Origin of the sequence: Facklamia sp. P12955, assembly GCF_050409565.1 — a bacterium.
Taxonomy (GTDB): domain Bacteria; phylum Bacillota; class Bacilli; order Lactobacillales; family Aerococcaceae; genus Facklamia.
In genome coordinates this window covers 27,366-52,588 of the sequence record NZ_JBNUPF010000016.1, presented here as the reverse complement: position 1 = coordinate 52,588, position 25,223 = coordinate 27,366, and the positions used below count along the sequence as shown (strand labels likewise).

The window sequence follows — 25,223 nt, the reverse complement described above, 5'->3', positions numbered from 1 at the left end:
AGTTTTATCCCGCAAATTTTTAAAATTTCAGGACATTTTCATTTACGGTTGACAGTTTTAATGTATAGACTATTATTAAAAAATGTTGAATGTATAGACTATTATTAAAGCTTCTTAATGAGACAGATCGAAATGTTAATATTTTTTGTAATAGTATTTCTATTTTTTCTAAAAAAACAGATCAAAAAACTCCTTTGATTCATAATTACACATGTATAATGCTCTCTGCAAATTATACTGTCTTCATGATCTAAGGAGTTATTTGTTTATATTTAATTATTAAATTTAGGGGTTATTTTAAACTGGATCATCTTAGTTCCAATCAGCTAAAGATCCCATTGGATCCCATGGTTCTAATTCAATGACTGGTTGATTAAGAGCATCTAGCCATTTTTGATCAAGGTATTTCTTATCAACAGTCACTTGATAGTTATACTCGTCAAACCATTGATCACTCATTGAGAAGATACCTTTATCGCCAGATTTTTCACCCCAACTGTTCTCAACCTTCCAATTGACTGGTTTACCATCAGCATCTAGGTCCACACCTACTAAAAGCATGGCGTGAGTTAATAAACTCTCCCCATAATCTAAGCGCTCAGCCTTATTTAATTGAGGCGCTTCAGCTAAGATAGCCTCATATTCGTATAAGTCTTTATCCATAATACCCAATTCACGATCACTCATCTTACCAACATCACAACCAAACCAAACTGGCTTGCCATCTTTGATTGAAGCAATTGCAGCTTCTTTAAGCACTTCAATTGGTGCATTAATATAAGTAATCGGGTGGCCTTCGGCTACAGAGGCTAAATATTTAACAGTGAACGCCCGTCCGAAAGGCTTATCTTCAGTCGGTGCGTTGATTACACTGACTTTACCTTCTAAATCCCAACCCACATACTTATTAAAGAAATCTTGTGGTGTGATGTCTTCAATACGGTGATATTTTCCATCCTTGTCGCGGTAACTGTAAGAGAACTTCTCTGGAACCTGTCCCAAGGCTTTAACTAAGATGTTGTATATAACATACAGCATATCTTCTTTCATTGCTTTCAAATCTTCTTTTGAAGCCTTATTTTGATAAGCCGTTCTTAATTCTTTAGCAAAGGCTCTTAAACGTTTAGTAATGATTGCTACCATTTCATAAGTATTAGAAGAATGGTAAGTTTCTGGCATTACCGATTTAGGAACTGAACCATACTTTTGTAGTAAGGCTGTGAACATATCCCATTGTCCACCATCTTCGACCGGTGCTTGCAATAAATGTTGTACCACACGTGAATTTAAAGGTTCCTCTACCGTTTCAATGATAGAATCCAAGAAGAAGTTTGATTTTTCTAACTTATCCCAGAAGAGGGTATAATTTTGCGAAAATTCAAAAGTTTCTAAATTTAACTCTTCCATTGTATTTACACGCGCACCGTTTAAGGCAGCAAACATCCAGCAACGACCGCTTTTCTTCTGATCGGTAATCTTACCTCTTTTTGTTTCATCGGAGAAAACGAAGGTATGGTCTCTCACGGCCTCATTATTAAATGAAGCTTGATTGAACCCAACTTTAGCTACCGCATTTTCTACTGCATGATTGATCGTTTCTGCTTGATATTTTGTTTTGAATGATTGTATTAATTCTTGATTGATTGTCATAGTCATTTCCTTTCTTTAAATAAGATTTTTTAGAGTCCATTCTAATAATAGAGAACTTCTTCATTTATTCTGGCTAGTCTTTAAATATTTTTCTAAAGAATAGCTTAAAAAATAATCACTACTATTCACACCACTTCCTTTAATAACTAATCATTTTAACTAATTAATAAGATATAGGACTGGCCTTCAAAGCTTAAATCCCTTAAGAATTTATATAGAATTAGCGATTAAATAGGCTTCTAAACTTACTATATAAAAACTCAGTGCCACCATTAAACTTAATTAATTATATAAAGCTACAGCCATTCCCTAATAATATTTTATAACAAAATTAGAGTACTTGCAATAAATTTTTAGGTTAACCTAAAATACCCTTCAGTCTATACCTTGCTAAGTCACAACATACTTTATGATCAGTCATCGAATATAGCTACAATTTAAAAATTCCAGCCAAAAACCCCCCACTTGATTAAAATGAACCTTAGATCAGATATATTGCACAAAAAGTGCTCCTGGATATCCACAATCGGGTCTACCTCTTTAGAACTGTTCAAGGTGGTTCATTCTAAACTTCCTACAAACTTGTAATGTATTTCTACTTTCTATGTGATTTCTCCAACTTCTTCTACTAGGTCATAGACGTATATTTTATCTATTAATTGATTTAAGATATATCGATTCAGTTCTTTAATCTTTGCATATTTTGCTAAGTTTTCTATGAACTTATCACAGTCAGATTCATTTAGTTTGTCTTTTTCAATATAGCTTTCTAAAATCGCCCCTCTTTCTATTAATCTTTTTGTCCTTTTCTTACTTTCTTTCTGACTAATCTGTCTTTTGATTTTCTTCTCTTGATTTTTTAATTGCTCAAGTTCAAGTTCACATTTTTCCTTTTCATCTAATAAGTTTTCTATCTCATCTTTTAATAGATTTAATCTTTTTGTGCTTCCCATTTTTTATCTCCTCCTAAAATTGGGCATGAAAAAAGCGACTAGAATATTATTTTCTTAGTCACTTTTTTATATCATTTCAATTTTTGTTAATTTAAATATCCATTTTAGCCATGCTAACACAGATCCCGAACGCCTTACTATTTGTCCTTCATTACAAACATTATATAGCCTCATCTTATCTTGTATATGAGCTTTAGTTGGGAAATTCCCAGTTGTATAAATTCCAAAAAACAATTCATTAAAAATTTTGTGTTCTAATATTAACTCTACTATTTTAAGTTGACGTTCCTTATATTTCATACTTGCAATTTTTTTACCTAATGCAGTAAGTCTTATTTCAACTATTGCTTTATCTAATTCATCAACTGTATCGAGTTTTTCAAATAAACCTAGATATCTACCTGCATTAAAGTAATAATCTGATTGTCTTAAATCAAATTGCATTATTTCAGCAATGCTTTCAGTTGTTTCATTATTATTTTGTAAGATTTCTAATAAAGATATAACTCTCTCAAAAGAATTAGCTTGTATGAAGGGTATGTCTGTATTCATTTGGTTATCATCAGTTTTAACTTGAGTTTTTTCAAACACTTTTAGCAAATCATTATTATTAATTTCTGTATCTTGTAAAGAATAGCTCTTTTCTTTTACTAATTGAATGGAGGAGTAATTATTAAGTTCATTAAACTTATACTCTAATAATCTAAAAATTTGATTACTGTAGATTGAGAATACTAATCTTATTGGCTTTTCCACCCTAGTTTTCCATAATCTATATGGATAATAAAGTTGTCTAATATGAAAGTCAGGATATACAACATTTTTTGCTTCGATTATTACAACAGAATTAGCATTTTCCAATCCACCATCTATTTCACATTGAGCATTTTCCACAAAAACATTTAACTTTTTTTTTGAAGTTCTATCAACAAAAAAATCAAATTTTCCTGTACCCATCCTTCCATTAAAAGTTGAAACTGAATCATCTTCATTTAAGAAATCATCTAAGATATTAGAAAGTAATAGTACATTAATTGCATTTGATTCAGAATTAATATTTTCTATATCTATACTTTCAAATTCTGGTATCTCTACGCGTTGCATTTTAGTAATATGTTCTGTAAGATCTGGTATTTCTTCATATAATTTAAAGTCACTTAAAATGTATGAACCTCTACTTGTTGGTAAAATATTAATATTGTGTTTTTTGAATATATCTGGTAATGACTCAGAACTATCCCATTTAGCCATTAACCTAGGTTCTTTAAATTCTTTTATTTCACTTGCTTTTATATTAAAAAAGCCATTTTTTTCTATTTCGTTAACAATATCATATTTATCAAATAACTTTTTCCACGCATCATTTGCACTTATCTTTGCCATAATTACGCACCAATACCTCATTTATTTCGCCACGTTTATTACCATTACTATTTATAGAACGACGAGCCTTAACTGTTATAATTTCATAATCTTTATATAAATCTCTTATTAAAGGGTGATCTGAATTAGAAAGCAGGAAATTTATCCCTCTTTCGTTCAGTTTATCGCATTCTTTTTTTAATTCTATTTGTTCTTTTTGTGAAAAACCATTTTCAGTATATCCAGTAAAAGATGAAGATGTGGATATCGGCATATAAGGCGGGTCAAAATAAACAAACGCACCTTTCCTTAAGCCTTTTAATGCTTGTTTATAATCTCCTTCTAATATCCTTATATTATTTTTATTAAAATATGTGGACATAGCCAATATGGCTGGTTTATTTATAATATTTGGATTTTTATATCTCCCATAAGGTGAGTTAAACTGCCCAGCTTGATTAACTCTAAATAGACCATTAAAACAAGTTTTATTTAGATAAATAATTCTAGCAGCTTTTTCAACTTCACTCATCTTTTCATAGTTTTTATTTCTGTCTAATTCTCTAACTTTATAGTAATATTCTTCATTATTTAGCTTATCATGCTCCTCTAATAAAGCTAACAATTCATCTGGATTATCTTTGACCACCTTATAAACATTAATCAATTCACTGTTATAATCATTTATTACAGCTTTTTTAGGTTGTAGATCAAATAAAACTGCTCCTCCACCAACAAATGGTTCCACATATGTTGTAATTTTTCTTGGAATAAGAGGGTTTATTTTATCTAATAATTGTCTTTTTCCACCAACCCATTTTAAAATAGGTGCTAATATAACATTTTTACTTGACATGGTCGCCCTCCTTTTCCTTATATATTTCCACAACATCATCAATATTACAATCCAAAGCAAGGCAAATTTTTTCAATAGACTCTAAATTTACATAAGAGTTCTTTCCCATTCTTGCAACTATATTGCTAGTTATATTAGCTGCTCTTTTTAAATCTTCTTTATTCATATCCTTTTCAACAAGTAAATGTCACAAAGGTTTATAACTTATAGCCATAAAATCTCCTCTCATTTCTTAAAGGTTATTTTCATTAATTATACCACATTTCATCATATAAATCATTATACAGTGTTCTTTACTTTCGTTCGCGTTAGTGTTTATTGAGATAGTCCTGTTCTTTTCCGTGTACCACTTCAAAGTACTCTAAATCGATAGCTCGCCCAGTCACCAAAGAAAATTTAATTCTCAGTGGTCATTTTTCTGATATCATTATCAAAATCTTTGTTGATAGTCGTTAAGTGAAGATTGCACCATTCTAACCATCCATTAGTCTTTTGATGAAAATAATTCAAATTTCCTGCTAAGACTTGCTCAAAATACATTGCAATTCCTTCGGTAAAGAGTAACCATAAAAAATAGTTTTCACCTTGCTCAAATTGGTCAAAATTACCATATTGTTGATGATAGATATGCCCTAATTCTTGAAAAACAAGTCCATACATACGGTCTTTACTCATTTAATCTCATTCGATCATTTTTTCAATTCCCACTAGAATATAAGTTCTTCTGTCCAGTTCTACCACCCAACCTGCCCCATTACATAAACCTAAATAAAGCATAATTGTAAAATCTAGCTCTTTGCCAAATGCTTGAATAACTTTTTTATTTAACCCCCCAGTTACTTGCCTAAATGAGTCTACTACTTTGAACCGCTTTTTGCTTTCTGAAAAAGTCCTTTTTTTAATGGGGAAATAATTGTTTAAAAGCTATACTTCCCACCAACAAACACTCTTTTGGCGTCATCAGACAGTAAATCCTGATAGTTGGCTAACCATCTATCCATATATTCTTTCATAAACTGATTTGAAACTGCCCATTTACAAATAATGGATCAACTTCAGCAGTCGCATTAATGATTTCCATACCAAGTCTCCTCTTATTACCTATGTCAGCATATCCTATAGATCGGATCATTGCCAAACAAAGACCAGGATAATTTAAGCTATTTACAATTAGTCATATTCAGCCAACTAGCAATTTCTTCAGCTATTTTTTCAGGTTGGTCTTGATAGATAGCATGACTCGCGTTTTCGATAATTTTCATGCTTATATTATCATTTAAATTTTTAGATCTTTTTAGCTTGGTCGGTAAAACCTCTTGAAGATCACTAATCAGAAGCAATGTAGGTGTTTTATATGCTTTACTAGTAATCGATAACTGAATCGAATGATTAAGACTCAAAAGATTCAAAACGCTCTCCTCGTTCATATATTTATAATTACCGCTAGATAGGATCTGTTTTGCATTGATCAGTTCATCTTCCAATGATACTCCAAAATCTTCACTTGAGATAATCCCTCCATCAAGTAAAATGACTTTAGTAATATTACTTAAATGTGCAGCTAGAAAAGCAGCTATTTCACCCCCGATAGAATGCCCTATTATAACAGATGGTTTCTCCCCGATAGTATCCTTATAAAAGTTAATCAGGTCTTCTTTAGCTACTACATTGTCATTAAAGGCCTCTTCATGTCCGGGTAAATAGAGATAATTTACTCCTAAGCCTTTTTTAGACAATAATTTCAAAAAAATTTCACTCTCTTCCTTCATGCCACCAAAACCATTAATAAAATAGATACATTCTTCTAACATATTGCTCTCCTTAATCTTATCAAAGACAGATTGTTAAAGTGGTTAAATACATAAATTAATTATACAGCGATACTAAGACAACTTTCAAAGTGTTTTGAATGTTCCACAAACTTGCTCAATGGATAAAAATCATAAATTTATGGGGACTTTAACTCAACTTATAAACAAATAATAATAATTACATTTTAACATAGTAATAGTTGCTGTGTTTAGCTTGTTTATACCGTAGCTATTATCATTTATGTTGGTCTAGTAGCCTATTGATATACCAGTTATTCATCTTTGTACTCTTGTCGCAACAATCTTATTCTCTTTTGTACAATTTGGAGTCATTTCTTAATAAATTGTTGAAAATTTACCTTACTTTTACTTAGAATTTACTAAAAATTTACAATGCTCTGCTAACTTATATCTAGATGAATAAATCATCAATAAATTATAAAGAAGGATTGAGCCAATGAAAAAAACAGTAATTCTATCATTATGTGCTTCTGTATTAATGTCAGTATGTGCCCCTACAATGATTTTTGCTAAACAAGAAGAAGGTCAATGGTCGGAACTTCCAGTAGCAACCTTGGAAGAAGGCCGTGCGTTAACTGAAGATTTATCTCTTATTTCTAAAAACCGAGCAAAATATGTCTTCTTATTTATCGGAGATGGCATGGGAAATATCCCTGTTTCTGCGGCTGAATATTACTTAGGTCCAGATAATGGTGACGAAGGTAACGGTCAAGCAGTCGCTCAACCGTTAAATTTTGCTAAATTTCCTGTTGTTGGTCTGCAAAACCCAACCGATGCTGACCATTATGTTCCGGACTCTGCTGATACTGCTACCGCATTTGGAAATGGCGTAAAGATTGATTCAAACGTCATTGGTCTAACACCTGGCTATACCGAACAAACAGAATCAATTGCTGAAAAAGCTCAAGCTCAGGGAAAAGCCGTTGGTATCCTATCGACAGTAACTTTAAATCATGCGACTCCTGCTGCCTTCTATTCAAACGTTGAACACCGTAGAAATTATTACGAAATTGGTGAACAAATGGCTGCTTCAAACTTTGAATATTTTGCAGGGGGTTCTCTTGGTAAGCGAACAGGTGCTGAAGATGATCAAAAAGACTTATACGAGGTATTAGAAGAAAAAGGATATATGGTAGCAGATACTCAAGAAGAATTCGATACTATTACTGCTGACACTGAGAAAGTTTATGCACCTGCATCTGTTCTTTCTGAATCAGATGGTTCTTCTATGAAATATGCGATTGATCGACAAGAAGGTGAACCTACATTAGCAGATATGGTCGCTAAAGGAATTGAAGTCCTAAGCGCTAACGAAGAAGGTTTCTTCATGATGACAGAATCTGGTAAGATTGACTGGGCAGAGCACGCTAATGATGCCGCAACAACTATTAAAGAAGTGATTGACTTTCAAGACTCTATCCAAGAAGCAATTGATTTCTACTATGAACATCCTGAAGAAACTTTAATCGTTGTAACTGCTGATCATCCTACCGGCGGTTTCACCATCGGAAACTCGGAAACAGGTTATAACTCTTACTTCCATTTACTAGACAATCAAAAAGTTTCTCAAGAACAATTTGATGTAATCTTTGCTAAGGCCAAAGAAGAAAATCCAGAAATGACTTTTGAAGATGCTGTTCCATTACTAGAAGAAAACTTCGGATTTATCTTTGACCTGGAAGCAGAAGAAGTTGTGAAGACTGCTGGCGAAGTCGAGAAAGCGGCTGAAGAAGGTGAAGAAGAAGCCAAAGACTTAATGTTAGTAACACCTTATGAATTAGCAGAATTACGTTATGCTTTCGAACAAACAATGAAACCATATGAAGAACGTAATCTGGGTCAAGCAGATATTATCAAAGGCTACCATGCATATGAACCATTATCAATCGCTGCTACACGTCTATTAGCACGTAAAGCTGGTTTAGCATTCACAACTGTTGACCACTCACCTGAGAAAGTTCCAGTTTTTGCAATCGGTGCTGGCGCTGCAATGTTTGAAGGTAATTTTGAAAATACAGATATTGCCTATAAGATTTTAGCAGCCATGGGATTATATGAAGGTGGCGATACTAAAATGGCTCCTTTAGAAGTAACAAAGAAGTTTTCTGGATCTATTGAGGAAAACGATAAAGAAGAAGCTTCTGAAGAAACAGTTGAAGTAGAAGAAGTTTCTGAAGAAAGTGTTGAAGAAAGTTCAGATTCTGAAACAAGTGAGGAAAGTTCTGAAAATTCATCGGTTGAAGAAAGCAGTAACTCTGAAGAAGAACCTGAAGAAGTAACTGAAAGCTCTGCTGAATAATTAATACATTAGTCACAAAAAGCACAGCTAAGATAAGGCTGTGCTTTTATTCTTTAAGGAGAATCTTATGCAACTTAAATCTATTTTAGCAAGTTTCCTTTTGTTTATTTCCCTACTCTCACCTTGTTCTCTTGTTAAAGCTGAAAGCTCAAGCATGAAAGAATTACCTTTCAGCGGATACTATCTAGCCCCTGAAGCAAGTAGTATTGAAGGATTGCTTTTTCAAGAAAACCAATTAATCATCTATATTAAAAATGAATCAAGGTATGCTCACCCTGTTTATGGACACGACCATGAAGAAAACTATGATAATGAACAGCAAGATGTGGAAAAAGATATTAAATCAAACAAAGACCATCACGATGACACCATTGATCAAGAATTTATAGAATGGTTATTCGAATTTAATGCTTACCCTTATCCAGACCTTAAGAATTATTCTATATCTGTTCAAGAGAGATATAAGAAAGAAAATAATCTTCCAATTAACTTAAAAGAAGTTTATCTAGCCATTGTAGATCAGATAACACCTGAAATGACACAAAGAAATATCTTAGACTTGATTAATCAAACGATTCCTGACATTTCATATACACAAAAAAATGATTATAATTATTTCACTATTTCCTGCCCAACTATCACTGTAAATAACGATCATTGGACCGTCCAATTATTCGGTGAAGAAATTTTTTCTTTTGTGCAACAGTCTGGACAATTAATAGATAATCATGGAAATACTTATGAATACATTGACGGAATTAAACCCAACTAATTGCTGAAAGGTGTGAACTAATGAAAAGAATATTTATTACTTTATTAATTTTAACTGCCTTAACCCTTAATCTACTTTTTCCACACGCCACTTTCGCACAAGCAGAAGCTGATGTTAAAGAAACAAACCATATGAAAGTAGACGGTCATCACCAAGGACATCACATTAAGGCTAATTTTATCCCTGATAAAATTCTTAATCCTGACGATAGTCTATATGAAGCACCAGAAAAAATTGAAAAGTACGTTGGTATATATCAAGCACAAGCAACAGTTCCTAAATTGAATCTTAGCTTAGATATCATTGTCTCAATCGAAGAAAGTGGCTTATTTAATATGGCCTACTATTTTACACAACGAGAAAAAGGAGAAAGTATACGTTTCTACGTAGATGAGAATGAAACAATTGAATCTATACCCGCTCCATATCAAGACCTCGTTATCTTGACAGGAGGTCTCAAAGAGTTTGAAGGTGGCTTAGGCTCAGGCTTAATTCGTAAAACGGTGTCACCGGTAGTACTATTAAATAATCAAGGCAAACCCGAAAGCTTATATCCTTATCAATCAATGGCATATGATCTGCGAGAAAATTATCAAAATGCTAGGGTTTATCAAGACCTTGGTCTTTATATAGTAAATGATGAAATTGTGATCGATGTAAACCATTTGATTGGTCTAGATGATGAACAAGAAAATAGAATCGCATTAAAAGCTACAAGTTTTAAAAATGAAGATGCTTTCCTAGTTGAAAAGAAAACATATGAAATTCTTCAAAAAGCTTTTGATTACTATCTTGATGATTATAATGATTTTAAGCTTCAATTTAAAAATAGTAATGACTTTGTTCAAGTCATTCAAGCAATGCATTTGAAGACCAACGCCAGTTTTCCTGCCGATACTAAATTTGAACTGATCGATCCTAGTCAAGTCAATAAAGATTCTGAAAGTGCCCATACATTTGCTTTGCTCATTAATGACCAAATCTTATATTTTTATGATGGACACAAATTATTTGTTGCAAATGAAATTGAAAATAATAATAGATGCTATTCTGCGAATAAATGGCAAACGAATTAATAGTTGAAGTCACCGAAAATTAAATTCTAAAATTTTCCATCCAGCCAAACCCTATTAAATAATCAACAACTACAAATAATCCCTTGTTAGATTGAGCAAATCGATTGAAGATAAATGCCATCTTTGCTAATGTTTAAATAAAGGAGATGGTATGAATGTTTTTAGTTATGCAACATATAAAACCTAAAGTAGGCAAAACAGAAAGCATCATCAATAAATTATCGAATCGTGAAATCATAAATGATCAACCAGGTTTCATTAATTTATCAATCAGTAGAGGCATTGAAGAGGATTTAATTGTGGTTTTAGGCTCATGGAAATCACAAGAAGATTGGAAAAATTGGGAAAATTCAGAAGATCGAAAAAAATTAGACGATCCAGATGACAGTGAAATTGAATCGATGGAGTCACATAAATTAGAAATTCTAAAGGACGAAAAAATGCCTAAAAAATAATCCAAGTTATCTTAAATAATTCGATAGGATTAGGAAACAAAAGAGCAAGCAGCATGTGTGCTGTTTGCTCTTTATTTAGTTAATTGATTATAAACTATCTATCAAATCTAACATCTCACTATTTTCAGGGATATCTTTCATGGAATGACCGTAGTGAATATATCTCAACTCACCCTTTTTATCTACCAACATTTGAGCTGGCATCCGTCCCATCTTAAAAAGATTTACTTCTTGACCATACAATTTTAATACCGAATGGTTTGGATCAGGTAGACCATAAAATTCTAAGTCATTTTCATGCCAGTAGTCTGCGAATTTTTTATCGTTTTCAGGACCAATGACGACAATAGCGGTGTCTCTTTTTTCAAACTGATTATAATCTTTATGCAACTGCATCATGTGCTTGCGGCAGAAAGGTCATATAAAGCCTCTGTTTAATACAAGCATTACATTTTTACTTCCTCTGAAAGCTGAAAGCTTAACTGTCTTTCCTTCGAAATCTTCTAATTCAAAGTCTGGTGCCTTTTTATTGACTTCAATACTTGCCATAAAATTCATCTCTTTCCTTTCACTGATTAAACAATATACTATTTAAAAATCACTATCTTTCAGCTTTATTAAATCAATAAAGTGGTTTAATGATTAATCTTAAAGGATTAACTTTTTATATCCACTTTAATAAAACACTTTAAATAGTTGATACATACAACTTACCACTCATTGCTTAGTCATTTTAAATATTTACAAAGCTTATTGTTATAATGTTTTTGTTTAAAAAAAAGAGACATGAATTTAATTTCATGTCTCTTATTTTTAATTTATATCAACACTTTTGACCTACTCATTAGCTTCAGTAAGAACTTTTTGAACAGCTGGATCTTCCTTAAGATGTTCTACCATACGCTTAACGTTTGGATAGTCTTTATACGTTTTTTCTAAATTCTTAGTCCAAGTTGCAAAAATGAATGCTAATGGATCAAGCACAGTACGTTTATTTTGGTAGAGGTGATTAGAATCACCAATAATATCATCAAGATGTTTGAAGTTCGCATCAATACGAGCAGGTGCTGCCGCACGAGCCATTTCAATTACATCTATGTCTTCAGATGTTGTATAACGCTGTGGGTTAAAGAACGGCCAGAATGATGGATGAATATCTGCAGAAAGGAATAGAGATGTTTCATCAAACTCAAAAACATTTTCTAACCCTTCATTAGGTCCTAAATCTTTTTCTGGAACGGAATTAGCAATGTATTGTAAAATTGCTCCTGCTTGAGTCATCGGACGATCGGCTCCAATTTCAAGAGCAGGAACCATTCCTAAAGGATTAATTTTACGATACTCAGGATCATTGTAATCCACACGAATGGTTTCATACTCAAGACCAGACCATTCTAAAGCGATCCAGCAAGCCAAGGAACAAGTACCAGGTGCATAGTATAATTTCAACATTTTATCAAACCTTTCTTTTTTTTATTGATTATATTATAGCATTAAAAAGTGTCATAGGAAATAATTGAGTGAATTCGATAGCATGCTTTTAAAATAAGAGTAAGCTAGTAACTAACTAATTTTAAACAGCAGCTGTAACTCCTCCATCAATGACAAACTCAGATCCAGTTGAATATCTTGCTTCATCGGAAGCTAAGAATACAACTAAATTAGAAACTTCTTTAGGCTGAGCCACTCGGCGCATAGGAATAGTTTCTTTAAATTTATCAACCGCTTCCTTAACACCCGGTTGTTCTAACATTGGTGTGTGTACTACACCAGGATGGACAGAATTAACGGTTATATTATATGGAGATAACTCTCTCGCTGCTGATTTCGTCATTCCTCTAACCGCAAACTTAGTGTCTGTATATCCGATCGCCCCACCTACTAAACCATTCATAGAAGAAATGTTAATTATAGAACCATACTTTTGTTGCTTCATAATAGGTGTTACGGCTTTAATACCTAAAAAGACGGAAACTTGGTTGATATTCACAATTTTCATGTAATCGTCTAATGAAACATCTTCAATTTTCATATTATAAGTGATACCTGCATTATTAACGAGCGAGTCTATCCTGCCCCATTTATCCATTGTCGCATCAATTACCTTTTTCCAGTCACTTTCCTTGGTCACATCTTGTTTAACAAATAGAACATTTTGACCAAGTTCTTTAGCAACTTCATTCCCTTTTTCTTCATTAATATCAGTAATGACAACCTTAGCTCCTTCAGCTAAAGCGACCTCTGCATGCACTTTCCCCATCCCTTGAGCGCCGCCAGTAATAATTAAAACTTTACCTTCTAATCTTTCCATTTTGTTTCCTCCTAATATAATTTAATACTTCCTCCATCGACCATAAATGTTTGACCTGTGATGTAACGTGATTCATCACTTGCTAGAAAAACTGCGACTGGTGCGATATCTTTGTCAATATCACCAAATTTTTGGAGTGGAATACCTTGAACGACTTTTTCATAATATTCAGGGTTTTCAGCACGCCAAGCATCGACACCTTCAGAATAGGCTATAGGTGAAATGACATTCACATTGATACCATCTTTACCAAACTCATTCGCCATCACACGCGAAATCCCACGAATCGCTTCTTTGGCTGCTACATAAGCCCCTTGATGGTTATCACCCTTAATGGCTGCTCCTGAACCAAAATTAATGATATTTCCTTTAGTCTTTTTAAGATATGGAATAGCTAGTTGGCTCAAGAAAAAGGTAGCATAGAAACCAGACTCCATTGATAGAGCTAAATCTTCTTCTGTAATATCTAAGAAGCTCTTCATCCTTGAAGCATGAGCATTATTGACCAACACATCGATTTGATGATAGCGGTCAACAACCCCTTGAATGCACGTTTCTAAGGCTGATTTTTTAGTCAAATCAGTCTTGATAAAGAAGGTATTATATCCCTCCTCATTTAGAGAACGGCTTAAAGCCTCGCCTTTTTCTTGATTAAGATCGACGATTGCTACTTTTGCCCCTTCTCTAGCATAGGCGCGGACAATGGCTGAACCAATTCCACCAGCCCCGCCTGTTACTATTGCCACTTTATCTTTTAAGCGCTCCATTCTATTTCCCCCTTATAATTTATTTTTGAATCTGTAACATCTGCATATTTTAATCATACGCCACTTTAAGAAAATTGGCTAATAAAGCGACTCGTAAAAACGTCCTTAGGGTTGCTATAAATACATTTGTTAAAATTTTAAACAGTTAGGATAAAAATAATTTTAATCCTTTATATTTAAATTCCGTATAGGGCGGATCATTCAGTTGAAGCATATCTTCTTGAAGCATTTCCTGTAATAAAGTGTTGATATATAAGTCACCGATCTCTGTAAGTTCTATAAAAGCTTGCAATTCTTTTTTAAAAGCATCTTGATAGCTATTCGGATCTTTTAAATAACTAATTACAAAATCTTTTTCTTCACGACTATATTCCATTTAACCCCCTCCTTCTCTATTAAAAGCATCCTCTTATCCATATTCGGTGGCAAACCAGACGGCTTAAAAAAACCTCCTGCTGATACAGGAAGTTTAAATAAGTCGCCCACTTAATCTTCATAAGATTTAAAGGGATCGTTTGAATTAGGTAATCGGTCTGGTGTAATGGTTAAGCCCATTTCTCTTTGTTCATGATTCAATTCTTTGATGAGGGATAAAATAACTAAAATAAGAATGAAAACAAAGGGTAAGGAAACGATTATTAAGACATTTTGAATAGCTAGTAAACCGCCAGACAATAGTAAGACAACCGCAATAATTGAAAGTGTAAATCCCCAAGTAATCTTAGTTCTATTATTAGGCTTGATATTACCTTCTTCCGACAACATGGCCAAAACAAAAGTCGCTGAGTCCGCTGACGTAATAAAAAATGAGACAACAAGAATAATCGCCACTAAAGAAAGAAGGCCGCTTAAAGGATAATAGTTAAAGGTTGCAAATAGCAACTGTTCGGGTTCAAAAGCTGTTAAGTCGGCTATATTCATTTGAACATTGGCTGCTAAAGTTCCAAAAGTAGAGAACCAAATAAAACTTAATAGCGTAGGAAGTAGAAGTACCACCGTTAAAAACTCACGTATGGTGCGTCCGCGCGAAATACGGGCTATAAAAATCCCCACGAAGGGCGACCATGAAGTCCACCATGCCCAATAAAACAAAGTCCAAGTATTAATCCACTCCCTCTTATCCCTATCAAAAGCGGCTGATCGAAAACTCATTTCAATAAAATTTTGTAAATAATTACCCAATGATTCTGTAAATGTGTTTAAAACACCGACAGTCGGGCCTACAATAGCGACAATGGCTAATAGACAGCCCGCTAAAAGCAGGTTTAAATTGGAAAGAATTTTAACCCCTTTTCCTAAACCTGAAATAGCAGAAAGTATAAATAAGATCGTTGTGATAATTATAATAATAATTTGGACACTATTAGAAATAGAGATATTAAACAAATAATTTAACCCTCCATTAATTTGGGCTGCGCCAAAACCAATAGTAGTTGCGACCCCAATAACAGTGGCAACAATCGTTATTGTATCCACTACTGTTCCGATCCAGCCCGTTGCTTTATTTCCTAGTAAAGGTTTTAAAGTATGAGATAATAGGTAGTTTTCTTGCTTACGAAAACCAAAGTAAGCTAGGGCAAGTGCTACCACACCATAGATCGCCCAACCATGTATCCCCCAATGGAAAAAAGTAAAGCGAAAGGCATCCGCTAACGCTTCTTGACTTCCTGCTGGAGCAATCGGAGTCGAAATAGCAAAGTGTGACAAAGGTTCTGCCGCTCCGTAAAAAACAAGCCCAATTCCCATACCAGCGGAAAACATCATAGCTACCCAAGAAGTGGTCGAATATTCAGGTTTTGAGTCGGGTTCTCCTAAGCGAATCTGGCCTAAGGGACTAAGTATGAAATAAATACAAACTAATAATATTAGTGGAATGAGTAGAAGATAAAGCCAACCAAAATTGTTTGCCACCTGATCTTTTAAAATTTGTGTTCCAACACTTAATTCATTAGGAATAAAAATACCTAAAATAACTAATAAAAATGACGTTATAAGCGATGCATGATATACTGAAATTTCTTTTAACTTTTTCAAATTATTCCTCCTAAATTCATTTTAAAACAGGGCTTTTATACTATCAAAATTGACTTTGTTTGTAAAATTTACCCATTTTTCATCGTAAGACTTGTTGTTTTTGACAAGATTTTATATAGTTAATATTTATAAGTATTCAATAGAAAGGATGCCCTTATGACCAAAAAAATTATTGGTAAAATTACTAGTGCTTATTTTATCTTCACCATACTGACCACACTTTTTGTCCATTTAGGTTTAGAAATTAAAAAAAATGAATTGGTAACTTTCGATACTCCCATTCAAAGCTGGGTACGCGACCTTCAAAATCCCTTGATGGACAAAATCATGCTCTTTATTACCCACTCTTCAAGTGCCATACCAGTCTTAATTTTTTTCGCCATCATCCTTTTAATGCTTTTTAAAAAAAGAGCCTTTAATAAAATGCACTTCCTATTGATAGCTATTCCGGGAACTTTGGTTATTAATACAATTCTAAAGTTGATTTTCCAAAGAGACCGACCAGATTTGCTCAATCTTTTAGTTGAAGAAAACTTTTATTCTTTCCCATCTGGTCATGCTATGATTAGTTCTACCGCTGTCTTTGCCATAATGGTCTTATGTTGGCGTAGCAAGCACTTTTATAAAATTTTAACTTTAGGTTTAATTTATACTTTTCTAGTTGGTTATTCCCGCGTTTATCTAGGAGTACATTTCCCTTCGGATATTATAGGCGGCTGGATGATTAGTTTCGCTTGGGTGGTCTTAGCTCAAAAATTAATTTTAAACAAGAATGTGATTGAATAAAAAAGCCAGCTCAATTGTACTGACCCCTTAAACCCGAACAAGGTTTTAGGGGGTCGGTACATTGAGCAGGACTCTTTTTTTAATTAGCTTAAAATCTTAAAGATAAACACGTTAAGCTACCGTCAATTTTCTTAAATTCATCAGTATTTACTACTTTTACAGGATAACCTAAACTTTCAATATGTGCTTGTGTTTTAGGGTGACCTTCAGGAACCAGCACCGTCCCATTGATATAAAGACTGTTGATGGCATAGAGTTCTTCCGCTTCAACCACATATCGCTTATATTTTTGGAAATCCTCGACCTTATTCATCACCGGACTAACTAACATATTGTTATTTTCTAAATAAATAACAAAGTCTTTTAAGTGCAGTCCTTCTGTGACCGACACCGTTGAAGAAGTATAGCCAAACTGGCGCACAATTTGGTCAAATTGTTTAGCCCCTTCTTGATTAGTTCGATCGGATAAGCCCACATAAAAATGCTTATCTACTAGCATCACATCTCCACCCTCCATAGTTCCGGGTGCCTCAATGTAAAAGATTTGATCTTCTTTATAGAAATCCTTAAGTACTTTTTTCATTTCATATTTTTCTCCATTACGCGATTCTTTGGGTGAATTAGTCACAATCGCAAACTCTGCCATAACCACAGCTGGATCTTCAACAAAACAAGAATCAGGGTATTCTTCTAAAGGCTCTAAAGCAGTGACTTTTACTCCTAATTCTTCCAATGCTTTGACATAGTTAGCGTGTTGCACCAAGGCATCTTCATAAACTGGTTGCTCTTTAGAGAACATTCCAGTCGTAATACCTTCTAACATTGATTGACTAGGTGTTCTAACGATGGCATGCGAAAATTTTAACATGTAATTCCTCCTGTTTTTTTAGTTATTGATGTGTTGGCACTATTGTATTTATTCAAGGACTTGTATTTATTTTATTTGTTCAATTAATTTGTTATCAATACTTAACAAATCAATTAGGACAATGTCTTCATGTTTGATTTCGTATAACTGATTTTCAGTCAAATCATCGATTGTTGAAGAAGAAAGAACAAATGATTCCTTGGTTTTTTCTATAATCCTACCTTGAAGTATAAAATCATTCTCGGTAGTTATAATTGATACTTGTTTATTCACTAAGATAGGCTCATTGATTGGGTCTTTTCCTTGAAATTGTTGTTCATAATCTTTGGTCAGTGAATATGGGTCGTAAAGATTAATTGATTTATTATAATCAATTATTTTTTTAAAATTTTTAAGATAGCAAGTTGAAGAAACGATATTGGATATAAATGCATTTTTCCTATATTGAAAACTCTCAATCATTCCATATTCATTAATTGAAATTAGAGTTGAGAAGTCGTCTTCAATTGCAATTAAGTATCCAAGTGAAAAATATTCTTCATTTTTGTTACTAAATTCAGAATAAATTTCTACTATTTGATTTGTTTTTAAAGTTAATTCTAATTCATTCATATAAATCAGCTCCTTAATCAGATTGCTAAATTCTCATGAAATTCACTCCCTTTTTTTAGTGGTTATAGGTGGGGTTAGTGAATGTCCGTTTGTAATCTTTCTATTATTTAGGCTTTTTAGTAAAACTTTGTAACCTATTGTCCTCCTATAAAATGAAAAAGTTCCAGCATAGGCTTTGGTTCTAGTAGGATACACTATTCCTCCAAAAACAAAGTGATGGTTTTCTAACAATGCATTATAATTCATAGCTTATCTCTTCAAATAAATCAGCTTGTTCCACCCCTGCTTTTGTCTTTTCATGCTCCTTTCTTTCAATAGATAATCTTTCAACTTTTTTCTCTAGACTCTTCCATTAATAAGTTGAACTGTCTTACACTTTCCTCTCGGAATATAGGAAGGGCAGATTGTTTATCGATATATTTTACATTTCCACTGAAACTTTGCTTTAATCGAAAGGCTTCTCCTAAACGTTCACTATAGTCGAAAATGCTAATAGGTGTGTGTCTAATCGCATGCTTGATAGATAGTCTCCCAATTTTTATTTGTTCAATTTAAAGCTTTATTAAGCATCGGTATATTTAATTGGTTAAAAAGCTAGTGTCTTAAAACTATCCACCTGCAAGATGTTTGTATTTTCTTTTAATCGTTTAAGTATTGATTTATTGCCGATACCATTTAGCTCTTTGAACGATAAAATCAGCTTTGCAATCGCTCGATTCATTTTTTCCAATATTTTCACTCCAATTGATTTGTCTCATTAATTTTATCAAAAAAACGCTTTAAAGTCTTAGCTATTCATAGTTAATATTTAGAGAATCTAACTTCGGAATGACCGATATAAAAGACGCTCCTGCTGCTTAAACTCTATTTTTTTGACTTACAAGCTATGAGGAGTAAAACGAAGCCATAGATAGACAACCGTCTATATAGGAGAATGCAAATGAATTGAGAAGAACTTAGTTTATTACTAAAAGCAATCGCCGATCCTAATCGTCTCAAGATCTTAGAACTTATTTCATGTCAGGGAAAGAGAGCTAGTGAACAAGCCACGACCTATTGCTGGCATTGAGAATTTAAAAGTAGCTAATTTCAGTCCTGAAATTTCCCCTTCAAAGGTAAATTGATTAGGATTAGAAACGAAGCCTCCTAACTGTTGGCTCCATTAAACATTACGCCTAAAAAAGAGTGCCCTTCACTGATTAAAAATACCCTTTAACCGGTTAAGATTCCATTGTTTTTAATAACTCATAATTGCTTGACTTCCTCATCCGTTAAAGTAACTCCTTTGCCCATCTTATCATGATCAGGTAAACAATCTCCAAGGCCCTATTTAGCAGGACACTTATTCCATGAAAGAAGATTGAATTCTTTAGACCATCCTTTATTAGCGGAAAGACTCCCAATGGTTTCAATATTTTTGTAAGTAATAGCTGCCCTTTTAAAGTAGTCTTATTTTTAAACGAATAGCCGCCCTCTGTTTCTATCCATCTTATAGTCTTCATTACCGTCATTATTATCACTAATCCTTCCAGTTTAATTTACCATAAGCCTCGATGACTAAAAACTATTATAATCAAAAGCACTTATCTCTAAGAGACAAGTGCTTGATCGTATTACGGATATTCTTTTGCTTTTAAATTTCTTTCTAAATGGGTTTCTTTCACAAGAATTATTCATCTATAGTGAGTAGTGAAACCTGAGCTAAAATTTCTTTCTAAGTACTGCTTGCCATAATCCGTCATATATAACAAAAAAATTATGCAAAGATTGGCTTTTAATGATTATTTCCATTTTAGCAGTAACATTTAGCTTTTTAGTAGAGACGTAACCATTCTTGTAATATAGATAAACTCTTAAAGAAATGAGTTGCCTTCTCCTTCCTCCGCTATTGGTTGATAGGCACTAAAAATTAAATGAATTCCGCTTGCTTAAAAGCTTTTATTTCTTGGACCATCATGGCTAAAGCAATAAGAATTACAATCAAATCAACTAGTGCTTCTGCCCACCAAACAGCCCCACTTCCAAATATTCCAGGTAAGATAAGCAAAGCTGGTACGAATAAAATAAGTTGTCTTAACAGAACAATAATCCCAGCTTTTTTACCATTGCCAATCGATTGGAAAAATGTGATTGCCATATTCATAGCTGCATAAAGTATATATACTGAGAAAAACAGTCTAAAATGCCCCACTCCACGTTGGATAATTTCTTCGCTCACGTTAAATAAACCAAATATTCTTGCAGGGAAAAATTGTGCCGGTAGGTAGAACACTAAAGATAATATAGTACCTGATAGGATAAAAATCTTCATCGTTTCTTTAACTCTTGCATACTGCTTCGCTCCAAAATTAGCCCCTATAATAGGTTGAAGGGCTTGACTCATACCCCAAAGTGGAATAAATGAGAAGCCATAAAACCTCAAGGTCGCAGCCATTAGTGTTGCCCACTCATCACTTCCATATTGAAAGGCTTGTCGATATAACAAGCTTTGTTGAACCATAAATAAAATCTGCATGAGCATAGCTGAAATACCTACCCCCACCATTTCTTTAGAAAGTTCATTAGCCTTTTTGATTTTTCCTATCTTTACAACATCACTCTTATAACGGAAATAATACAAGGTAAACCCTGCTTGAACGGATTGAGCCAAGATTGTAGCTAAGGCTGCTCCTTCTATTCCATATTCTCCCATCGCAATCATGAAAATAGGGTCAAGAATTATATTGAGAATTGCTCCAAGCCCCATTATCAGCATAGCCTTTTTTACTTGGCCTTCGCCTCGCATGACCATATTAGATGATTGAACATAATTGATAAAAAATGACCCTGCGAAAATAATTCTCACGTATCGAAGACCTAGCTCTTTGATTGCTCCACTTGCTCCTAATAAATCTAAAAAATAAGGAGATAAAAAGATTCCAAATACTGTAATCAAAAGTGATAATACAATTACCCAATAAACTAAGTTCCCCATTATCTTATCGATTTTCTCCTGATCACCTTCTCCTAAGGCTCTTGATAAAATAGAAGCACTCCCTATTCCAATCAATGTCGATACGCCATTATTTACAAAAGTAATCGGCGCAGAAACAGAGCAAGCCGTCATGGCAGCTTCTCCTAAAATATTTCCAGCAAAAATTCCATCCATCAAAGGAAACAGTCCGATAACGAGCATACCGAGTACAGCTGGAACAGCCTGATGAAACATAAGTCGAACAAGATTATCCGTTAAAAGTCTTTCTTTCATTGTTTTTTCCATTTTGTTTTCTCCGTTCTTTGAAAAGTGCTACAAACATTTTTTCTATAATTTCTTTATTTTTTTTAAAATTATCTCTAGCTTCTAAAATATCTGCCCCTAAAATCATTGAATTAATAAAATCTGTCACAAAATCATAGAGTGCATCATTCAATAAAAATTCTGGAACATTCCTTTGAAGCTGACTAAATTCTTCCCTACTTTGTGCTTTTAACTGGTTAAAGATACTATTGAGCTTTTTGCTTCTCTTTTTTTCAATTAAAAATTGGACATAAATTTCCATATATAAATTATCATCCAGTATTTTTTCGACAAGTTGTTTTGCTATAAACTCTATTTCATACCCTTGCTTGAACTCACTTAAGTTGGATTTGATTACTTCATTTCTATAATGTATCCCATCAACCATTAGGTCATGAAGAATATCAATGGTGCTTTTATAATAATGATAGAAGCCTCCTTTAGACATGGTCGTTTCGTTAATAATATCTTCCATCGTAGTATTAGCGAACCCTTTACTAACAAATACTTTTCTGGCTGCTTCTTTAATTTCATTTTTTCTTTCTTCTGGCTTTAATCGCCTAGCCGAGCACATGCAACCCCCCCTTTTTTTATATACCGACGGTATCGTCGATAATAGTTTATTATTCTTACTTTAGAGAGTCAAGAGTTTTTATAAAAAAGAATGCTCTAAATTTTACCCCCCGTGCAAATCTCGTTCCATACAACGAAGTAAGAAAATATTAAATAGTTTACGTCTAAATTTTTTAACGGCTTCTGAGACACTTATTAGTCGTGTCCCTTAGAGTGCGTCCTTTAATTCATTCATTGAAACAATATGGGTTGTTAAAATAGGTTGAAATACAGCTTCCTTCGTTTTTAATCGGTAGGATTATAACGCTTGAGTAAGTTTGAGACGTTTCACTTTTTTAAGCTCCTAATTGAATTGCGAATTAGGGGCTTTAGATAATGCAAAAACTCATTAAACCTTTCTTCTTGACAAACTAAAAAAAATTAATATAATAATGTGTGTAAACGGTTACACATGGAGGTGTGAAGTTTTTGGTGACAATTCGTGATGTGGCAAATGAAGCAGGCGTTTCAGTCGCAACTGTTTCGCGCCTGATGAATAACAGTGGTTATGTGAGCGAACAATCCAAACAAAAGATTCTTTCGGCGATTAAAAAATTAGATTATATCCCTAATGAAATTGCTAGATCTTTAAATAAACAGTCGATGAAAATTCTTGGTTTATTGGTTCCGGATATTACTAACCCTTATTTTCCTTCTTTAATCAAGGGAGTCGAACAATGTGCCTTGCAACACGACTATATGCTTTTATTAGGCAATACCGAGGGCCAAGAAACGATTGGTGAGAACTATCTTAATTTTTTTAAACAATATAAAGTCGCTGGATTAATCAAAATTGATGGGACTCATCTAAACACACCTGAGGACGTTCCAACCGTCTCATTAGACCGGATGAATGATCAAGATCGGTTTGCAGTAATCTCTGATGATTTTTATGGCGGAGAACTCATTGGACAAACTATTCTTGAAACTAATTATGGCTCTATTTTGATTATGACGGGTCCAATGGATATTCAAGTGTCTAAAATGCGTTTACAAGGAATACAGTCTGTATTTGATCAATATAAAATCGACTATCAGATATATTCTACTCCGTCCTTCCAGACAGAATTTGCAGATCAAGTTGCCAAGGAGATTATTCGTGACTATCCCAATATTGATACGGTGATTGCTCCTAATGATATCTATGCTTTAGCCCTTATCCAAGCTTGGAATCAATTAGGTTCTATTATCCCAGAAGATGTCCAAATCATTGGGTATGATGGAATTGTCTTTGGAGCCTATGCCCATCCGAGTTTAACTACCATTGAACAACCGGCTTATAAAATAGGTTATCAGGGAACAGAATTGTTACTAGCTATTATTAACCAACAAATAGATCCTGAAATGTCTAAAATCATCCAAGTCAAACCGCGATTATTAAAAAGAAATTCTTTAAGGGAGGTAAAATAATGGTAAAAATTGCAGTCATTGGAAGTATATCTACTGATTTTGTGGTGACTTCTAAACGAAGACCCCAAGCTGGAGAGACTATTTTTGGGGAATACTTTGAAACTTATTTTGGTGGCAAAGGAGCTAATCAAGCCGTTGCAACCAGCCGACTGGGTGCAGAAACTTATATGTTAGGAGCAGTGGGAGCTGATAAATTTGGTGAAAGTTTAATAGCCAATTTGCAAAATAACCGGATTGAAGTTTCACACATTAAAACAAAGAAGCAGCTCCCTTCAGGTTCTGCCATTATTAATGTTGTTGAAGGCGAAAATACGATCATTTATGTAGCGGGAGCTAATGATGCTTATTCAAGCGAACAAGTTTTAAAAGAGCAAGCATTTCTCACTACCTGTGATTTAATTCTAATCCAAAATGAAAGTCCCATCGAAACGGTTGAAACCCTTATACAACAAATGGCTGATGCCTCTTGTCAAATAATATATAACCCTGCGCCCGCTCGCTCATTTAATCCACAATTGATGGCAGCTATCGATTACATCACACCTAATGAACATGAATTTCGCTTAATGTTCCCAGATCAAGAAATGGCAGAAGTTCTGGCTCAATATCCGAACAAAATGATTGTAACCTTAGGAGCTCAAGGGGCCGTCTTTCATAATGGACATGAACTTATTGAAGTCCCTTCCTATAAAGTTGATCAAATTGTAGATACTACTGGGGCTGGTGATACATTCAATGGTGCGCTCGCCTTTGCTATTGGCAACCAGTTCGAACTCGAAGAAGCAATTCGTTTTGCCAACTTAGCCGCCGCCCTATCAATCGGAAAAGAAGGGGCTCAAAAAGGAATGCCTACTATCAAACAAATGAAGGAGAGTGTATATTTTGAAAAAACATGGGATATTAAATAGTCATATCTCCAAAGTTTTATCCGATATGGGCCATACTGATCAACTAACAATTGCAGATTGTGGTCTTCCTATCACAACGCATGTAGAAAAAATTGATTTAGCTATTCGCTTAGGTGAGCCTGATTTTATCAGTGTTTTAAAAACAGTAATGAGTGATATGAAAATTGAACGGATTGTTCTCGCCGAAGAAATCAAACAATATAATCCGAATTTGCTAGCTGAAATCCAGCAATTAGTAAATCCACTTATTGAGATTCAATTTATAGATCATGACTCATTCAAGAAGCAGACCCATAAAAGCAAAGCGATCATAAGAACAGGTGAGGCGACTCCTTATGCAAATATTATTTTGCAATCAGGCGTCATTTTCTAGGGGGGAGTAT

25 protein-coding genes and 2 pseudogenes are annotated in these 25,223 nt (G+C 33.8%); 8 read left to right on the top strand and 19 right to left on the bottom strand.

What is annotated here, in order from left to right; genetic code table 11:
• Positions 1–312 precede the first annotated feature (312 nt).
• The 7 genes and pseudogenes from ACQV2G_RS05975 to ACQV2G_RS05945 all read right to left on the bottom strand — a co-directional run bounded on the left by ACQV2G_RS05975 (position 313) and on the right by ACQV2G_RS05945 (position 6,632).
• The gene (locus ACQV2G_RS05975) at positions 313–1,650 is read right to left on the bottom strand and encodes an aminopeptidase C (protein ID WP_428876355.1); all 1,338 of its coding nucleotides are present in this window, start codon (positions 1,648–1,650) and stop codon (positions 313–315) included.
• A gap of 602 nt (positions 1,651–2,252) precedes the next feature.
• Positions 2,253–2,603 carry a DUF3847 domain-containing protein gene (locus tag ACQV2G_RS05970; RefSeq protein WP_428874075.1) on the bottom strand — a complete coding sequence of 117 codons (351 nt, stop codon included), beginning with the start codon at positions 2,601–2,603 and terminating at the stop codon, positions 2,253–2,255.
• A gap of 66 nt (positions 2,604–2,669) precedes the next feature.
• Positions 2,670–3,986, bottom strand: coding sequence for a type II restriction enzyme (locus tag ACQV2G_RS05965; RefSeq protein ID WP_428876354.1), 1,317 nt, complete (start codon positions 3,984–3,986; stop codon positions 2,670–2,672).
• A complete protein-coding gene (locus ACQV2G_RS05960; RefSeq protein WP_428874073.1) occupies positions 3,964–4,821 on the bottom strand; it encodes a DNA adenine methylase in 858 nt (285 codons plus the stop codon). The genes ACQV2G_RS05965 and ACQV2G_RS05960 overlap by 23 nt, the downstream gene beginning before the upstream one ends.
• Positions 4,811–4,993, bottom strand: a pseudogene (locus tag ACQV2G_RS05955) (helix-turn-helix domain-containing protein); the annotation flags it as partial. The pseudogene ACQV2G_RS05955 and the gene ACQV2G_RS05960, both read right to left, overlap by 11 nt.
• 224 nt (positions 4,994–5,217) lie before the next feature.
• Positions 5,218–5,496, bottom strand: coding sequence for a hypothetical protein (locus ACQV2G_RS05950; protein WP_428876353.1), 279 nt, complete (start codon positions 5,494–5,496; stop codon positions 5,218–5,220).
• Between the two features lie 485 nt (positions 5,497–5,981).
• The gene (locus ACQV2G_RS05945) at positions 5,982–6,632 is read right to left on the bottom strand and encodes an alpha/beta hydrolase (protein ID WP_428876352.1); all 651 of its coding nucleotides are present in this window, start codon (positions 6,630–6,632) and stop codon (positions 5,982–5,984) included.
• A gap of 457 nt (positions 6,633–7,089) precedes the next feature.
• On the opposite strand from ACQV2G_RS05945, the gene ACQV2G_RS05940 reads away from it, so the two are divergent.
• The 4 genes from ACQV2G_RS05940 to ACQV2G_RS05925 all read left to right on the top strand — a co-directional run bounded on the left by ACQV2G_RS05940 (position 7,090) and on the right by ACQV2G_RS05925 (position 11,255).
• Positions 7,090–8,952, top strand: coding sequence for an alkaline phosphatase (locus ACQV2G_RS05940; protein ID WP_428876351.1), 1,863 nt, complete (start codon positions 7,090–7,092; stop codon positions 8,950–8,952).
• 67 nt (positions 8,953–9,019) lie between these two features.
• Complete coding sequence (locus ACQV2G_RS05935) at positions 9,020–9,724, top strand: hypothetical protein (RefSeq protein ID WP_428874923.1); 705 nt, start codon at positions 9,020–9,022, stop codon at positions 9,722–9,724.
• A 20-nt stretch (positions 9,725–9,744) separates the two neighbouring features.
• Entirely contained in the window at positions 9,745–10,800 is a 1,056-nt protein-coding gene (locus ACQV2G_RS05930) for a hypothetical protein (RefSeq protein ID WP_428876350.1), read from the top strand.
• 155 nt (positions 10,801–10,955) lie between these two features.
• Entirely contained in the window at positions 10,956–11,255 is a 300-nt protein-coding gene (locus tag ACQV2G_RS05925; RefSeq protein ID WP_428874925.1) for an antibiotic biosynthesis monooxygenase family protein, read from the top strand.
• Positions 11,256–11,342: 87 nt separating this feature from the next.
• Here ACQV2G_RS05925 and ACQV2G_RS05920 read toward each other — a convergent pair whose 3' ends face one another.
• From ACQV2G_RS05920 to ACQV2G_RS05895, 6 genes are all read right to left on the bottom strand, one after another.
• Positions 11,343–11,804, bottom strand: coding sequence for a peroxiredoxin family protein (locus ACQV2G_RS05920; RefSeq protein ID WP_428874926.1), 462 nt, complete (start codon positions 11,802–11,804; stop codon positions 11,343–11,345).
• Positions 11,805–12,092: 288 nt separating this feature from the next.
• A complete protein-coding gene (locus ACQV2G_RS05915) occupies positions 12,093–12,707 on the bottom strand; it encodes a glutathione S-transferase family protein (protein ID WP_428874066.1) in 615 nt (204 codons plus the stop codon).
• A 121-nt stretch (positions 12,708–12,828) separates the two neighbouring features.
• Entirely contained in the window at positions 12,829–13,566 is a 738-nt protein-coding gene (locus tag ACQV2G_RS05910) for an SDR family NAD(P)-dependent oxidoreductase (RefSeq protein ID WP_428874065.1), read from the bottom strand.
• An 11-nt stretch (positions 13,567–13,577) separates the two neighbouring features.
• Complete coding sequence (locus tag ACQV2G_RS05905) at positions 13,578–14,333, bottom strand: SDR family NAD(P)-dependent oxidoreductase (protein WP_428874064.1); 756 nt, start codon at positions 14,331–14,333, stop codon at positions 13,578–13,580.
• A gap of 145 nt (positions 14,334–14,478) precedes the next feature.
• On the bottom strand, positions 14,479–14,709 hold the full coding sequence (locus ACQV2G_RS05900; RefSeq protein ID WP_428874063.1) for a hypothetical protein: 231 nt from the start codon (positions 14,707–14,709) through the stop codon (positions 14,479–14,481).
• Positions 14,710–14,819: 110 nt separating this feature from the next.
• Entirely contained in the window at positions 14,820–16,367 is a 1,548-nt protein-coding gene (locus ACQV2G_RS05895) for a BCCT family transporter (protein ID WP_428874927.1), read from the bottom strand.
• A gap of 156 nt (positions 16,368–16,523) precedes the next feature.
• Between ACQV2G_RS05895 and ACQV2G_RS05890 the strand changes: the two genes are divergently transcribed.
• Entirely contained in the window at positions 16,524–17,153 is a 630-nt protein-coding gene (locus ACQV2G_RS05890; protein WP_428874061.1) for a phosphatase PAP2 family protein, read from the top strand.
• 88 nt (positions 17,154–17,241) lie between these two features.
• On the opposite strand, the gene ACQV2G_RS05885 is transcribed toward ACQV2G_RS05890, so the two are convergent.
• The 6 genes and pseudogenes from ACQV2G_RS05885 to ACQV2G_RS05860 form a co-directional block, all read right to left on the bottom strand.
• Positions 17,242–18,021: a dimethylarginine dimethylaminohydrolase family protein gene (locus ACQV2G_RS05885; protein ID WP_428876349.1), complete on the bottom strand. Its 780-nt coding sequence runs from the start codon at positions 18,019–18,021 to the stop codon at positions 17,242–17,244.
• A gap of 66 nt (positions 18,022–18,087) precedes the next feature.
• The gene (locus ACQV2G_RS05880; RefSeq protein WP_428876348.1) at positions 18,088–18,633 is read right to left on the bottom strand and encodes a hypothetical protein; all 546 of its coding nucleotides are present in this window, start codon (positions 18,631–18,633) and stop codon (positions 18,088–18,090) included.
• Positions 18,634–19,219: 586 nt separating this feature from the next.
• Positions 19,220–19,363, bottom strand: coding sequence for a hypothetical protein (locus tag ACQV2G_RS05875; RefSeq protein WP_428874058.1), 144 nt, complete (start codon positions 19,361–19,363; stop codon positions 19,220–19,222).
• A 515-nt stretch (positions 19,364–19,878) separates the two neighbouring features.
• Positions 19,879–20,061: pseudogene (locus ACQV2G_RS05870) on the bottom strand (YdbC family protein).
• Between the two features lie 481 nt (positions 20,062–20,542).
• Positions 20,543–21,892, bottom strand: coding sequence for an MATE family efflux transporter (locus ACQV2G_RS05865; RefSeq protein WP_428874930.1), 1,350 nt, complete (start codon positions 21,890–21,892; stop codon positions 20,543–20,545).
• Positions 21,855–22,484, bottom strand: a complete 630-nt coding sequence (locus ACQV2G_RS05860) for a TetR/AcrR family transcriptional regulator (RefSeq protein ID WP_428876347.1) — start codon at positions 22,482–22,484, stop codon at positions 21,855–21,857. The genes ACQV2G_RS05865 and ACQV2G_RS05860 overlap by 38 nt, the downstream gene beginning before the upstream one ends.
• Positions 22,485–22,954: 470 nt before the next feature.
• Here ACQV2G_RS05860 and ACQV2G_RS05855 point away from each other — a divergent pair, with 470 nt between their 5' ends.
• The 3 genes from ACQV2G_RS05855 to rbsD are packed head-to-tail and all read left to right on the top strand — an operon-like array spanning position 22,955 to position 25,213.
• Positions 22,955–23,932: a LacI family DNA-binding transcriptional regulator gene (locus ACQV2G_RS05855; RefSeq protein ID WP_428876358.1), complete on the top strand. Its 978-nt coding sequence runs from the start codon at positions 22,955–22,957 to the stop codon at positions 23,930–23,932.
• Positions 23,932–24,840, top strand: coding sequence for a ribokinase (gene rbsK / locus ACQV2G_RS05850; protein ID WP_428874054.1), 909 nt, complete (start codon positions 23,932–23,934; stop codon positions 24,838–24,840). The genes ACQV2G_RS05855 and rbsK overlap by 1 nt, the downstream gene beginning before the upstream one ends.
• Positions 24,815–25,213 carry a D-ribose pyranase gene (rbsD, locus tag ACQV2G_RS05845; RefSeq protein WP_428876346.1) on the top strand — a complete coding sequence of 133 codons (399 nt, stop codon included), beginning with the start codon at positions 24,815–24,817 and terminating at the stop codon, positions 25,211–25,213. Before rbsK ends, rbsD begins: the two co-directional genes overlap by 26 nt.
• Positions 25,214–25,223: the final 10 nt, after the last annotated feature.